This is a genomic window from Pedobacter sp. R-06 (assembly GCF_049913135.1).
Lineage (GTDB): Bacteria > Bacteroidota > Bacteroidia > Sphingobacteriales > Sphingobacteriaceae > Pedobacter.
In genome coordinates, this window is sequence record NZ_CP183977.1 from 3,536,216 (window position 1) to 3,551,128 (window position 14,913).

The 14,913-nt window shown below is 42.0% G+C and carries 10 protein-coding genes; 6 read left to right on the forward strand and 4 right to left on the reverse strand.

Annotated elements, in window-relative coordinates; all coding sequences use genetic code 11:
- Window positions 1-12: 12 nt before the first annotated feature.
- Window positions 13-1,584, reverse strand: a complete 1,572-nt coding sequence (locus ACN9MR_RS14195; protein ID WP_426324547.1) for a RagB/SusD family nutrient uptake outer membrane protein — start codon at window positions 1,582-1,584, stop codon at window positions 13-15.
- 18 nt (window positions 1,585-1,602) lie between these two features.
- On the reverse strand, window positions 1,603-4,782 hold the full coding sequence (locus ACN9MR_RS14200) for a SusC/RagA family TonB-linked outer membrane protein (protein WP_426324549.1): 3,180 nt from the start codon (window positions 4,780-4,782) through the stop codon (window positions 1,603-1,605).
- A gap of 345 nt (window positions 4,783-5,127) precedes the next feature.
- Here ACN9MR_RS14200 and ACN9MR_RS14205 point away from each other — a divergent pair, with 345 nt between their 5' ends.
- The 6 genes from ACN9MR_RS14205 to ACN9MR_RS14230 all read left to right on the forward strand — a co-directional run bounded on the left by ACN9MR_RS14205 (window position 5,128) and on the right by ACN9MR_RS14230 (window position 10,996).
- The gene (locus ACN9MR_RS14205) at window positions 5,128-6,144 is read left to right on the forward strand and encodes a GntR family transcriptional regulator (protein WP_426324551.1); all 1,017 of its coding nucleotides are present in this window, start codon (window positions 5,128-5,130) and stop codon (window positions 6,142-6,144) included.
- Between the two features lie 538 nt (window positions 6,145-6,682).
- The gene (locus ACN9MR_RS14210) at window positions 6,683-9,019 is read left to right on the forward strand and encodes a PAS domain S-box protein (protein ID WP_426324553.1); all 2,337 of its coding nucleotides are present in this window, start codon (window positions 6,683-6,685) and stop codon (window positions 9,017-9,019) included.
- Between the two features lie 27 nt (window positions 9,020-9,046).
- The gene (locus ACN9MR_RS14215) at window positions 9,047-9,406 is read left to right on the forward strand and encodes a response regulator transcription factor (protein ID WP_426324555.1); all 360 of its coding nucleotides are present in this window, start codon (window positions 9,047-9,049) and stop codon (window positions 9,404-9,406) included.
- Between the two features lie 217 nt (window positions 9,407-9,623).
- The gene (locus ACN9MR_RS14220) at window positions 9,624-10,064 is read left to right on the forward strand and encodes an Hsp20/alpha crystallin family protein (protein WP_426324557.1); all 441 of its coding nucleotides are present in this window, start codon (window positions 9,624-9,626) and stop codon (window positions 10,062-10,064) included.
- A 77-nt stretch (window positions 10,065-10,141) separates the two neighbouring features.
- Window positions 10,142-10,450: a hypothetical protein gene (locus ACN9MR_RS14225; RefSeq protein ID WP_426324559.1), complete on the forward strand. Its 309-nt coding sequence runs from the start codon at window positions 10,142-10,144 to the stop codon at window positions 10,448-10,450.
- A 99-nt stretch (window positions 10,451-10,549) separates the two neighbouring features.
- Window positions 10,550-10,996: a response regulator gene (locus tag ACN9MR_RS14230; protein WP_426324561.1), complete on the forward strand. Its 447-nt coding sequence runs from the start codon at window positions 10,550-10,552 to the stop codon at window positions 10,994-10,996.
- Window positions 10,997-11,919: 923 nt separating this feature from the next.
- Here the strand turns inward: ACN9MR_RS14230 and ACN9MR_RS14235 are convergent.
- Window positions 11,920-13,878, reverse strand: coding sequence for an OmpA family protein (locus ACN9MR_RS14235; RefSeq protein WP_426324563.1), 1,959 nt, complete (start codon window positions 13,876-13,878; stop codon window positions 11,920-11,922).
- A gap of 20 nt (window positions 13,879-13,898) precedes the next feature.
- Window positions 13,899-14,873, reverse strand: a complete 975-nt coding sequence (locus tag ACN9MR_RS14240; RefSeq protein ID WP_426324565.1) for a PorP/SprF family type IX secretion system membrane protein — start codon at window positions 14,871-14,873, stop codon at window positions 13,899-13,901.
- Window positions 14,874-14,913: the final 40 nt, after the last annotated feature.

Sequence of the window (14,913 nt, forward strand, 5' to 3'; positions counted from 1 at the left end):
ACAATTTTGTAGTTACCATCCTGTATTTTGTTTGATATTAGGGTTAACGGCCAGTTCGCTGTTCGGGATCGGGAATAAAACAGCACGATCTGTAACCCGCTGTGCCTGTGCAACAGCTGCGTCTTTTAGAGCTGTTGGCATATTAGTTTGGTATTCTCTTGCCTGTGTTTGCATAACGGATGGATAAATACCCCATCGTACAAGATCGTGCTTCCGGATGCCCTCGAAAGCAAGCTCACGAAACCGTTCATTCCTGATCAGATCAAGGAAATCCTGCTGAGACAGATTAGCAGCAGCATCGGCCGCTACATCGGGCACAAGCACATCTTTTCCATAGCCCCTTCGCCTCACCATATTTATCGCTTTATAGGCATTTGCAGAGGGCCCATTATTGGTATAATTATCAGCTTCTGCAAACATCAGCAATACATCGGCATACCTCAACAATGGCCAGTTTGTACCGGTATAGTTTTGATTTCTTGGTAAAAGAAGCTCATATTCGCGCCTCCATTTCCCATTGCTACGGTCGTATATCTGATCTGCTGCCCAATTGGTCCGTACAGCAGTCTGTCCGCTTGTCACATACCGGTAAGGCGCAACTGTCCAGTCCCTTCTCTGATCGCCATTTGCATAAGCATTGTAAAGCTTCGCCGTAGCATGAACATAATCATAGCCATATCCCAATTCAATATTTCCACAGGTAATGCCGTTATAGCTGCCAATCATGCCGCCCTCTTGTATTTCGCCCTGGTTTACGCCTTTAAATTCTACTTCCCACATACTTTCCCTTGTATCGAAAATCTCCTGAACGTGGTTGATATAGATTTGTTTGAAATCGGGATTAAGGCTGTGCAATCCTGACAGCATTACTTTTTCTGCATAAGTTCTGGCATCAGCATATTTTGTTACATCATTTAACGGGGCACCTGCCATGGTCAGATATACCCTCGCGAGTATACCCTGTACAGTTGTTTTTGTAATACGGGTATTATAGCCATAATCAGAAACGGATTTCACCAGGCCTTCTGCCTGTTTCATATCAGTAACAATCCGTTCGTAAAGGTCTTTTACCGAAGTGCCAGGGAGAGGCGGTTCTTCAGGTGATTTGCTGGATTGAAGCTTTAAAGGCACACCTCCAAACTCATCGGTTAACAGAAAATAATAGTAAGCCCTTAAAAATAGCGCCTGCCCTTTTATTTCGTTGCGTTTTTCCGCAGTCACCTTAACGGCCTTATCGATGTTTTCGAGCAACATGTTCGCTCGCTCAATACCCGTATAAAGCGTTTCCCAATGCCTGTTTAATTCCAGGGTCGAAGCATCTACAATATTGGCATTCATTCCCGATGTCTGGTTTTTCATGAAAAATTCGTCACTGAAAACCATATAACAAGACATACCTTGTGAATAAAGCCTGTTATCGCCCAAACGGTCATATACTCCCGCCAGTGCAGATTGCAGTTCACTTTCTGTATTGTAATAATTTACTGGCGATACAAAATCCTGTGGGGTTGTGTCCAGGATCTTTGAACATGAGCTAACAACCAGTGCCAGCATCATCGCGATATATAATAAAGTTGTTTTCATTTGTAAAAACATTTATCGTTAAAAAGTTAGGTTCATACCAAAGGTGATGGTGCGCGCCCTTGGATATGGGCTCCAGTCGAAACCCGGTGTAAGCGCAGAATGGCGCACTGAAACTTCAGGGTCCAAACCGGAATAGTTGGTCCAAGTTATTAGGTTTTGTGCCGAAACATTAAAGCGGGCTGATTGTATTTTCAGCTTTTTCGTTACTGCAGAAGAAAGGTTATAGCCCAACGAGACCGTCTTTAACCGAAGGAAGGAGCCATCTTCTATATTCCTGTCGGAGAACACATTAGGACCATAACCACCGGCTACAGGCAAATCGCTATTCTGATTTTCCAGAGACCACCTGTTCTCGTAGGTTTTAAACATATTCAGACTTGGTCTGGCTTCCGCACCTTCAAATACAATCCGGTTCGCATTTAAAATGTCATTTCCGTAAGACCATTGTAAGAAAATATTGAGGTCAAACGGTCCGTAATTAAAATTATTGGAAAAGCCTCCAATGTGTTTCGGATTAGGATTACCAACAATCGTCTGATCATTTGCATCTACAACCCCATCTCCATTAATGTCTTTGTATTTGATAAAACCTGGCTTAATAAGCGAACGGGCGCTCCCATTATTCGGTACGTCAGGTTTCAGCTCATAACTACCGTTAGACAATACATTGAAATCACTTAAAGGATATACCCCATCAAAAACATAGCCGTAAAACAAGGCTACGGGGCGTCCTGGCAAGGCTATATAGGGTAAAGAGTTATTGAAATTGGCGTTCCAGTTCGAAACACGTGTAATTAAACTCGGCTGATCACCATTTAACTCTTCGATCTTGTTAGTATTAAAGGCAATGTTAAAATTAGATGTCCAGCTAAATTTCTTTGTACTCAGGTTTATTGTATTTAAGGTAAACTCCAAGCCCCTATTTACCACAACACCAATATTTTTAAATGCGGTAAGGTATCCAGTTGAAGTAGGCAATGAAGCATTCAGCAATAAATCTGTAGTTCTTTTATAATAATAATCGGTCGTTAAACTGATGCGCTGCCTAAAAAAACTTAAGTCTATTCCAAGGTCAAGATTTCCGGTTCGCTCCCATTTAAGGTTCTCATTTCCCAGCCCAACAGGTACAGTTCCTTTAATGTATTGTCCGTTAAAATAATAGCCACTTCTGGTATTTCCGGTATTAGCCCCTACTTCCTGATCTAAAACACTCAGGTATGCAAAGTCTGATACCCGGTTGTTTCCGGTAATTCCATAAGAAGCCCTTAGTTTTGCAGAAGAAATAGCTTTAACTGATTTCAGGAAATTTTCTTCCCCAATATTCCAGGCAAAGGCCCCGGAAGGGAAATACCCCACCCGGTTATCACGGGCAAATTTTGAAGACCCATCGCTACGGATAGAAGCCGTGAACAGGTAGCGGGAGTTAAATGTATAGTTCACACGCCCCAGGAAGGACACCAGCGTTGAATAACTACCTGAGGTTGTTTTTACCAGGACAGTGCCCTGGTCAAGCCCTCTGACACCCAATGACTCATTTGGCAATAAAATAGATACAAATCCATCCCCCTCCATACTATTTCTCTGCATGGTAAATCCAGCCACTGCATCTAAACGGTGTTTCTTGTTAAATGTCTTATTAAATGTGAGCAGGTTCTCGTTCAGTAAACTGCGGATATTTTGATTTTCGAGGGAACCATTAATGCCGTAGCTTTGCCCATAAACGGTTCGCGGATTTCCGGCTGCCGTATTAGCGTTGTTAAAGCGCTCAAAAACCAAACGGGTATCCGTCATCCCGCCACTCACCTTGAACTTAAAATACTTCAGGAAAGCATACTCCGCAAAAGCATTGGCAGTAAGTGATTTGTTAAAAGCATACTGATACAAGTTGTTGGAGTTTACCACTGGATTTATCCTTAAATCTGTATTGCCCGCCACATCGTCGTCAAAAGGCTGATCAAGGAAATTTTCGTCATCCGCATTGCCTGTAACAGGCCTGTATCCCCAGGTACTGTACATCAAATATGAGCTGGCATTTCCTGCCGAGCTGCTGTTTAGGTTATCACTGGTTAGATTTGCTATCTGACCTTTTTTGATTCCGTATGTATAATTGGTGTTAATGCCAATTCTCATATTTTTCCCTAAACGCTGATCGATCTGAAACCGTCCCTGGTATCTTTTATATCCGCCATTAATAACAATTCCATTCTGATCTAAATAAGAACTGCTTACCGAATATTTTGTAGCCGCAGTGCCGCCCCTCATAGAGAAACTGTGATTTTGCATAAATGCATTCTGCAATACATAATCCTGCCAGTTTATCCCCTGCTCATTGCGGTACGCATCTAAAGTTTTGCCGTCCTTAAGATACAAAGCGGTAGCGGAAGTCTTATTCAGGTCCAGCTGGTACTTTACAAACTCATAAGGGCTCATCACTTCTATCTGCTTTGACGGATACTGATAGCCCAGCCAATTGTTATAGTTAACTACCGGTGCACCAACCTTACCTTCCTTGGTCTTGATGATGATTACCCCATTGGCCCCTCTCGCCCCATAAATTGCCGTAGAAGATGCGTCTTTTAATATATCTATTGATTCAATATCATCCGGATTAATGGTATTGTTATCGGGATTTTCCAAAGGGAAGCCATCTATCACATAAAGTGGTGAGTTTGACTGGGTAATGGAATTTCCTCCGCGAATGGTAATGTTGCTAATACTGCCTGGCTGTCCATCACCAGAACCGACCTGCACCCCTGCCACCCTTCCTGCCAAAGCATCTTCAAAGGAAACCACCGGTGCCTTTTCCATATCTTTCATTACGACAGAACCGACCGAACCAGTAAGGTCCTTTCGTTTTACCTGACCATAACCAACAATTACCACGTCATCCAGCGCAGTGTTGTTAGGTACCAACTGAATTTTATACTGGTTTTGACTGGTGACAACTACAGTTTTGCTGATATAGCCAACCATGGAGACCACCAATAATTCACTTTCCTTTGTATTAGAAAGGCTAAAGTGGCCCTGATCATCTGTTACACGGGAAATTGTTTTCCCCTGGATGACTACTTTCGCACCCGGCAAGGGTTTCCCTGTTTCTTCTGTAACAGTTCCGGTAATGGTTTTTACCGCTTGAGCCAGACTGGAAAGCGGAATACCCAGAACCAATAGCACCGTTAAGAGTAAGTTTGGTTTCATATTCATTGTTTATATTTGGTTATATTGTTACGACAGACATTTACATATCTGCAGTATTTTTAAATGACTTGCTAAAGCATTTAAAACCTCATCCAGATTCCGAGAATAGCAATTAAAGCAGTATAACAATAATTACTACGCACATCATCAAATGCTCACAACATTAGTCTGGTCTGGACTGGACTGGTTAGTAAACAAATATAATATATTTTATTTCTTTACAAAAGATAAAAAAATAAAAAAAAGCTCCTTAAACCCAAAATGGGGTGATTATTAAATAATTGTTAGGTGGGCTGGTTTGGTTTGTATGGTGTATTAATTACATTTGCCTAAATAAATATACCTATGACCTCTGAAAACACCCTCCAGAAAGGCAATCAAGGCAAAATGAAATACCAGCAGCTTGCCGATCACATTATGACGCTGATTGAAATTGATCAGCTACATATTGGAGATCAGCTGCCTTCTCTCAAGCAGCTGCAGTTGCAATTAAAAATGAGTAAGGAAACTTTACTCAAAGGCCTGAATGAACTTGTTGAAAAAGGTATCGTGGAATCTGTATACAGGAAAGGATATTATGTACGCAAAAAAGCCATTCATCATTCCTTCCGCGTATTTTTGCTGCTTGATAAAATGAATATTCTGCGTGAACAGTTTTATAGGACGCTTTTTAACCAACTGGAAAACCGCGCCGATATAGATATCTACTTTCACCATCATAATTATCAGGTATTCGAAAAATTGATCAAAGAAAATCTGGGTTCATATACACATTACGTTGTTGCAACTTTTTTAAAAGAAAATGTAGCCCCGCTCCTGAACCTGATTCCGGACAAGAAAAGAATAATTATTGATTTAAACGAGCAAGGTTTATCAGGCAATTACAGTAGTATATACCAGGATTACGGCTATGACATTTATAATAGTCTTCATAAGCTGCAGGCTGAGTTAAAAAAATACGATCGGCTGATATTGGTTGCCCATCCCGAAGCTGTACATGCCAGGCTGGTAATTGAAGGTTTTTTACATTATTGCACTGAAACTGAGTACCCATACCTGATACAATCTGAGATTGATGAAAAGACTTTTCAAAAAGGTAATGCTTATGTAACCTTCAGCAGGTACGACACCGATGATGTGATGTTAATTAAGCTCGCCCGAAAAAAGAAACTTAAGTTAGGGAAGGATATAGGTCTCATCTCTTATAATGATACGCTCGTGAAAGAAGTGCTTGAAGATGGCATCACGGTCATCTCAACTGATTTTGAGGCAATGGGAAAAACAGTCGCACAAGCCATCCTGGATGAAAAAATCGTAATTACAAGAAACCCCACAAAAGTTATCAAAAGACATTCGCTCTAAAGAACCTGTTGATACGCAAAATACATTATCTGCATATCAACAGGCAACAGATTTTCTTATTTAATCAGTTTATTGGCATCAGTTTCCGTTTTTGGAATCGGCCATAAATATCCTCTAGTGGCATCAAAGGGCTTCCGCTGTAATGCCGTGGTCACCTCATATACGATTGCCGCAGATGCAAACCTGGTTAATTTAGCAGGATTAAAGCTTTTTAAGTCCTTACAGGCATCCGGGCCGTTCTCTCAACACATCATATCAAAAATCCGCAATCCTTCAAATGCAAACGCTACCCGCCTGAAGGCAAAGGCATTTCTTAATAATGAACTCGTATAATCAGGCAAAATCCCATTTAGTTAAACATCTTGCTTTTTGAATCACATGAGCTCAAAGTCAATAGATTTAATCAAAAAGGCTAAAATGGACAGCCCATGAAGGGATGCATTTTTATATTCTTAAAACTATTATCGCTCAGGGTTGTTAATTTAGATCGGGTATTAATGTGAATGTACCTTCTTTAATTAAATAATTGCCGCCCAGTATGGACTTAACTTCCCAAAATCAACTGTTTACCTTTAAGTCGATTTTTGAAAGCTTGGAAGACGCAGTAATCTGCCATGACATTGATTTTAAAATTACAGATATAAACCCAGCGGCAGCGCGACTGTTTGGTTTTACCAGGGAGCATATTGGAAAGACAGTTTCCGAAATAATGGAAGAAGCCGTTTTTGAAGAGTATGAGCGCTTAGTGGATACTGTGCGGTGCGGTGCGAAAGTCCACGATTTCCGTACCATACGCCGATCGGTAACCGGGGAAGACCTGCATGTTTCCATTACCATCTCTCCAATTACTGATGCTGAGCAAAAATTGATAGGCATTGCTCAAATGATCCGCGACATTTCAGATGAGTATACCGTTGAAGAACAGCAAGCTACGCTAGCGGCCATTATTGAAGGATCCGAAGATGCAATCGTTTCTAAAACGCTGGATGGTTTCATCACCAGCTGGAACAAAGGGGCGCAGGGAATTTTTGGTTATTCTGCATCAGAGGTAATCGGGAAGCATATTACTATCCTCATTCCTCAGGACAGAATCCATGAAGAAGATTACATTATCAATAACATAAGGGCAGGCAAAAGAATCGAACATTACAAAACCGTACGTGTGGCCAAGGATGGAACTGAAATACCTATATCACTTACCGTGTCGCCCATAAGGAACAAGAAGGGCCGCATCATTGGGGTAAGTAAGATTGCACGCAACATTACATCCCAAAAACTCGCCGATGAGAAGCAGGCTGCACTGGCTGCCATAGTTGAGAGTTCCGATGATGCCATCATAAGCAAAACGCTCGCCGGCATAATCACCACATGGAATAAAGGGGCTGAAAATATCTTCGGTTATAGCGAAACCGAGGCCGTTGGCCGCCACATCTCTATATTGATCCCGCCAGACCGTCTTGATGAGGAAGAACGCATCATAAGCAGTATCAAAAGCGGTATAAAGATAGATCACTTTCAAACCATAAGGATAAGCAAGGAAAACAGGGAAATCCAGGTCTCCTTAACAGTTTCCCCGATAAAGAACAGTGAAGGGATAATCATTGGCGCTTCAAAAGTAGCCAGGGATATCACCGCTCAGAGAGCAGCAGAAAACGCCTTAAAAAGCAACTCACAAAAGCTCATGATCCTTAATTCGATAGGTAAGAGCATCAGTGAACAATTGGATGTTAATATCATTTTGCAAAAAGTGACTGATGCGACAACAGAACTTACCGGGGCGGCATTTGGCGCTTTCTTTTACAATAAAATCAATGAGGAAGGTGAATCCTACATGCTCTATACGCTCTCGGGCGCTCCACGTGAGGCGTTTGAAAAATTTGGTATGCCCCGTAATACAGCTGTGTTCCACACCACCTTTAGCGGTGAGGGGGTTGTGCGTGTAGATAACATCAGAAAAGATGAACGTTATGGCAAAATGGCTCCCCATTTTGGGATGCCCGATGGACACCTGCCTGTGGTCAGTTATCTGGCTGTCCCGGTTATTTCCTCAACAGGAACAGTAATCGGCGGGCTTTTCTTTGGTCATCCAGAACCCGGTATATTTCTTCAGGATCACGAAGACCTGGTGGTTGGGGTTGCATCTCAGGCAGCCATAGCCCTTGATAACTCAAAACTTTTTGAAGAGGTCAAAACCCTCAGCCTTAAAAAAGACGAATTTATAGCTTTGGCTTCCCATGAACTCAAAACACCACTCACCTCTATGAGCGGCTTTCTTCAGGTGCTTCAAAAAACAGCTTCGGATGGATTGAACAAAGTTTTTTTAGACAAGGCAATCAAGCAGGTGGACAAACTCAATATCCTTATCAACGACCTGTTTGACATTTCTAAGGTCCAGGCTGGCAAATTACAATTCAATTTTGAACAGCTTGACCTTGGCGCACTGATCAGTGATATCTGCGAAACATTTGAGCAAACCGTTCCCGGACACAATTATATTTATGTCCGCCAGGCAGACCTTTTCGTGCAGGGGGATAAAATGAGGATGGAACAGGTAATCACAAACCTGATTGGCAATGCAATAAAGTATGCGCCCCAGTCCCGGGATATTAATATAACAGCTATAAGCCATGACCACGAAATAATTATTTCGGTAATAGATTATGGCTCAGGAATTCCCGAGGCCGAACAGGCCCATATATTCAGCCAGTTTTACAGGGTAAGAGAAAAGGACCGGAATATATCCGGACTTGGGTTGGGCCTTTATATTACTAAAGAGATTATTGAACGCCATGGAGGGCGGATATGGGTTGAAAGCAAACCCGGTAATGGTGCTGCATTTAAATTTACAGTTCCCCGCTTGCAGCACACACATTAAAATCTAATATAACAAAGACAAACACAAATGAATAAAAAATTAGTTTATGTCCTGGAGGACGATGCAGATATCAGTGAAGTGGTCAGTTATATTCTGTCTGAAGAAGGCTACGAGGTAAATGGCTGCCCTACCGTTGCAGCATTCAACCAAATGATCTTGCAGAGATTGCCTGATATAGCAATACTCGATATTATGTTACCCGACGGTAATGGACTCGATATCTGCAGACAATTACGAATGGATGAGCGTACCTCAGTCATTAACATCATCATGATGTCTGCCAACACTACCCAGACCGAAATTAAGGGTTCGGGCTGTGGCGCAGAATTTATAGCAAAACCCTTTAATATCGAACATTTTATTGCACGGGTAAACCGGTATGCCTAAATTGGCTTAACGCCATACTGACAACCATCAGACAGGCGAGCTGAAATTTTTTCAGTTCAAAGCTGAATTTTTTTCAGCTAAGGGTTCCTACAATAGTATTTGAATATTCTTAAAATACTATTGGCACAGCGCTTGAGGTTGACGTTTCAAAACCGCTTAAAAGGTTTAGAGGAAATTAATTGATTAATAGTTTTTACCATTAAAAGGAGAACACACTATGACATTGGTTAAATTCAATCCAGAAAAGAAAAACAATACATTATTGCCAGGCTTTAATGATATTTTTGAGTCCGTACCGGGCGACACATTTTTTTCAGACCGCCGAATCAACAGCCTTCCTGCTGTAAATATTTCAGAGACAGGTGAAGAATATCATATCGAACTTGCTGCTCCCGGCCTGAAAAAGGAAGATTTTAAAGTTTCGGTGGAGAGAGAGATACTTACTATTTCTACCGGACAGTCCAGTGAAAACAATACATCGAAAAAAACCTACAACAGACGTGAATTCAGCTACTCGGCTTTCACCAGGGCGTTCACACTTCCTGAAAGCGCCGATATGGACCGTATCCATGCGAGTTATAACGATGGGGTACTTAAGCTCACACTTCCAAAAAAAGAAGAAGCAAAGGCAGTTTCAAAACAGATCGAGATTCGCTAATAAACTTGAAAATGCCGCACCAAGCGGCTTTTTTTTTAATCCAGAAGTATGATCATAGAAAAATAAAACCTAACGAAATGGAATCAACATTAGCAATAATAGTGGTGCTTCATTTAAAGGACACTAAAATTACCTATGGAAAATTTACGCTTGGAACAGACCGGGAATCTGCACTTGAAACCTTTAACATGCTCAAAGGAAAAAAGGAATCTTTAGGTGCCTGCATGATCCAGATGGAACTTATCCAGGAAATTGCAGGTCTTCCGGTACCATTAGGAACAATATCCTGCAACCTGGAGCAACTAAAGGAAAACGTAGCGATTATTTCGAAAGAAATCTTCCGGATCGCGCAACTCGATGACCTGGAAATCAAGCCATTGCATTAGGCCAAAAAAAATGATGGGCTCATTGGAGGGTATCAGCACGTATCCAGACGATGATTGAAGGTTTTCAAAAAAATATCCGACGTTAACAATTAGAAGATTATGGAAACAAAAAAAATATTTATTGTAGAAGATGACCTGATGTTACTGAAAACACTGCAAGAAATTCTTAAGTTGTACGGTTATCAATGCCAGGGCTGCCACGATCCGGAGAAAGCGGTTAAACAAATTGAGCATTACCGCCCAGATCTGGTTATTTTGGACTATATGCTGCCCGAATGGAACGGAGGAGAGCTTTGCAGCGCCATCCGCGCTATCGATGGATTTGAGTACGTCCCTATCATCATTATTTCTGCCTATACTAAAATACTATTTTCATTGTCTGATTATGGTTGCGATGCGATATTGGAAAAACCATTTTCGATCCAGGAAATCACTCGTCTCATCAGCACCCTGCTTTCAGGCAAACGCAGCGACAGCGGTCTTCTTCCAAAGATCAAAACCGTAATAAAGAATGTACTGCAAGAGGTAAAGGCCAAAAGTATTTAGTGGCTTTATTTATTTGCTGAAACGTGATAAATTAACAAATTGTTAAGAGCAATGCAGCAAAATAGTGTCGTTTAAATGTGTTCTGTTGAAAAAGATCAAACAACTTACTGACAAATACTTTAAAGGCAAAGATAAAAACATCAGGCCGGTAGCTGCCCTGCTAATAGGAGGCATATATTATATTACATTACCTTAATTGCTCATACGAATAACGGTCTGATCTGTTGAGTTGATATCAGGAAAGCACAGGCCGAAATAAAGAGTACCATTAAACAAATCATTGAATGGGCATACCTGTAGCTATTCCTAAATAAGTTTATAGTATTTTAATCAATTAAAAGAAAGGCTCGACTCCCTTCGGTTCCACTGGCATCAGTATCAGAAATCACCAAAAAACCCACATTACCCGCCATACCTTTACCACAACGATTAGCCTTCAGAAAGGCTTTCCATCGAAACAGTAAGTAAAATGCTCGGGCAGAAGGATATCAGAACAACACAATCTCCGCCATACTGAATCCTTTAATCCCTTTGGTCATCATGCCTTCTTTATACACCTCCGGCCTACAGGGTATCTCCTGAAGACCCTTCAGTTGAATTGGTTCAAACATGAAATAGTTAGATGAGGATGAAGGAAACAATGGGAAATATTAACCCAGTAACAATAGATAGCTACCTTTAGAATCAGGTAGCTATCCAATTAAATTCAGCATTAAGGCCAGCGCTATAAATGCTATTTTACATTTAGCTTAAGTGACCTTTTTTATAAATTTCAAAAGACTTTTCGCAAATTAGAACAAGAATATTCAACGCTTTCTACGGCGCTTTTTATTGTCCCATTCTGACCTTAAAAAATTCACATACAGTAAAATCGCAGCGGCGAAAAATACAATAACGGCACCAGTCAGTAGCTGCCGCATCCATTAATATTTAGTAATCTTAAACTCAGTTCTTCTGTTCAGCTGATGTTGCTCTTCTGAACAGTCCACACCGTTTTTGCAGTTATTGATAAGTTCAGATTCACCATATCCTTTAGCGGTAATCCGGTTACGGTTTATTCCTTGCGAAATAATATAAGCAACGGCCGAGTCTGCTCTGCGCTGCGACAACTGCTGGTTATACCTGTCGCCTCCCCTGCTATCAGTGTGTGATCCAAGTTCGATCCATATGGTTGGATTTTCCTCCATGATCTGAACAAGTTTATCTAATTCCAATGCAGCATCCTTGCGGATATTCGATTTATCGAAATCGTAATAAATGTTTTCGATCCGAATGCCCTGGTTAAGCTTTATACGCTCAAGATTCAGGTCTACCTGAACAGTTTGCTTATGTGCCAAAGTCTCCATCACGGTTTTAACCTCACTACGGAAATCTGTTTTCTCGCCACTGATAGTATAGTTGGCAGGTGGAACCTCAAAACTAAATGATCCATCCTGGGCTGATTCAACAGACAGTCGTTTGCCGCCCGGACCAACTAAAGTCACAACTGCTCCCGGCAAAATTCTGCCAGTTCCTTTTTCAAAAACCCTTCCTGTTATTAAATAGATTGAACCCATTTGCATGGACACACTATATATATCATCACTTCCCTTTCCCCCGTCACGGTTAGACGAGAGATATCCTGGCGATTGGGCGCTGGACGGAAAATAAGCCAGATCATCCTTCGGAGAATTAAACGGGTATCCCAGATTTTGAATACCTGTTATTTTGCCGGCATGATTGATAACCCTGAAAACATCGAGCCCACCCATTCCAATATATCCGTCGCTTGCGAAATACATATTGTTGTGCTCATCAAACGAAACTGTCCGCTCGTTTCCAGCTGTGTTGACTTCCTTTAAATTCACTGGCCTGCCCCAGTCTCCTGACTGCGTTTTAGTACAGATATAGAGATCAGTTCCGCCTTTTCCACCGGGCATATTTGAGGAGAAATAAAGACTTTGCCCATCGGCCGAAATGTAGGGGTCGCTGAGCGAGTACTCAGCTACGTTGTTAAACGGAAAAGGAATTGGCTTCTGCCAGCCACCTTGCCCATCACTTTGTGAGGAGTAGAGCTCAACATTTATTGTAGCAGGTTCCTTTCTGCCTCTTTTAGTCTTTTCCGGTATCCTGGTCATGGTAAAGAAAATAAGTTTTCCGTCTGCTGTGAAGCTTGCCGGCCCTACATGATATTCAGAGCTGCCGGAAATGGGTATCATTTTTACACTATCCTGCCCGACATGCTGCGCATATAATTTAAGGTATCCGTTTCCTGTCCAGCCATAAATATTCTTATCGGGCTGCTTTGCGCCGTCGAACTTTAAAAACGGTCTGTTCGCTGCAATTACTTCTGAATGAGCATTGCGGTCGGATGCAAAAACAATCTGCCCGGATTTTTGAACAGCACCCCAATCAGACTGAGAAGAGTTGAGGGCGGTCACATTCATAAGCTCAATTGGTCTTGGATTACGCATCCATTTTAACGCAGAGTCGCACGAGCCCAGCCATAAGTTACGCTGCCATTCAGTCACTTCACTATGCCGGTCTATGTAGCGTTGGAACTGGGCCTTTGCTTCAGAGTATTTTGCGTTGTGTTGTAAGGCACTGGCATATTTCAGGATGTTTTGATCATTGCTTCCAGGCATGGAAGAGGCAATGGCATACCAGCTTTCAGTTTGTTTGTAATCGTTCATGTATCCATAGGCAGAAGCCAGTCGTTCTGCCGTACTTAGAACTGCTTTCTTGCGATAGGCCTGCTCATACAAATCTGCCGCCTTGCTAAAATTAAATAAATCATATTCCGCGTCAGCCTGCTTGAGGATATATTGAGCTGATGCCGGGCGGATAACCATAAGGGTGATTATCGTAGTTGCAAAACAGGCCAGTAAGTGTTTGTTGTTCATGATTCCTTGCTTAATAGTGATTAAAATACCCTTGGGGTGGCCATTCTGATGTTCGGTTTGATAAAGGAGTATCCAATGGATATCTCATGTGTGCCACCACTGTAGCCTTGTAGCGGTCCGACTGAAAAGTCGTATGCATAACCGATCCGTATCTTTTCCGACGGAAAGAACTGCAGCGCGGCAACAGCTGAATTGCGCATGTTCAGATCTTTTTGAAGATGGCTTTTATCATAAAGCTTTATTCCGGTACGGTAAGCACCTCCTACCCAGAAAACATCCTTGATCATCAGAAATGCATTTACGTCAAGGCTTGTGGGGCCTCCTCTGTCATCTTTGATCAAAAATGAAGGTTTGAGCTGAAAGGATTCGTTCAGCGGCAATAACATGCCGGCCGTCAGGTAAAAATGCGGTTTGGGCTGTGGAATAAACGCATAACGGTCGATATTAACATAACTGGCAATCAGATTGTCAGCAGATAACCCGGCATAGAAGCGGTTATTGGCAAAATAAACCCCTGCACGCGCATCGGGTACTATCGTACGTTGAACGTCAACAGGCTGGTTGGGTTCAGGATTATTTGGGTTGAGCATTGCGCCATCGATACCAAGCTGCACCATGCCCAGACCAAGCCCCAGCGAGAGCCTGGAACTTCCGTCGTCGTTCATCCTGATGCGATAGGCATAGTTTCCATAAATACTCAGGTTGTTCTGCGCACCAAGTTTGTCGGAAGCCACCTGAAGGGCAAGACCAACGTTCCCACTATTGGCAATTGCATCAACCGCTAGTGCAAGGCTTTTGGGTGCACCGTTGATGCCTGTCCACTGGCTCCTGTAAAAAGTGTGCGCATTGAGTACTTCTTTATAGCCGGCATATGCCGGATTTATATAAATCCCATTGAACATGTACTGACTGTACTGAGCATCCTGTTGTGCTAAAACTGTTCCGGCAACCAGCACTAGTGCACAAGTTATTGATATAATAATTCTTTTCATCATTGTCTTATCTTAGGCGCCGGCATTGCCGGCGCCTCAACTT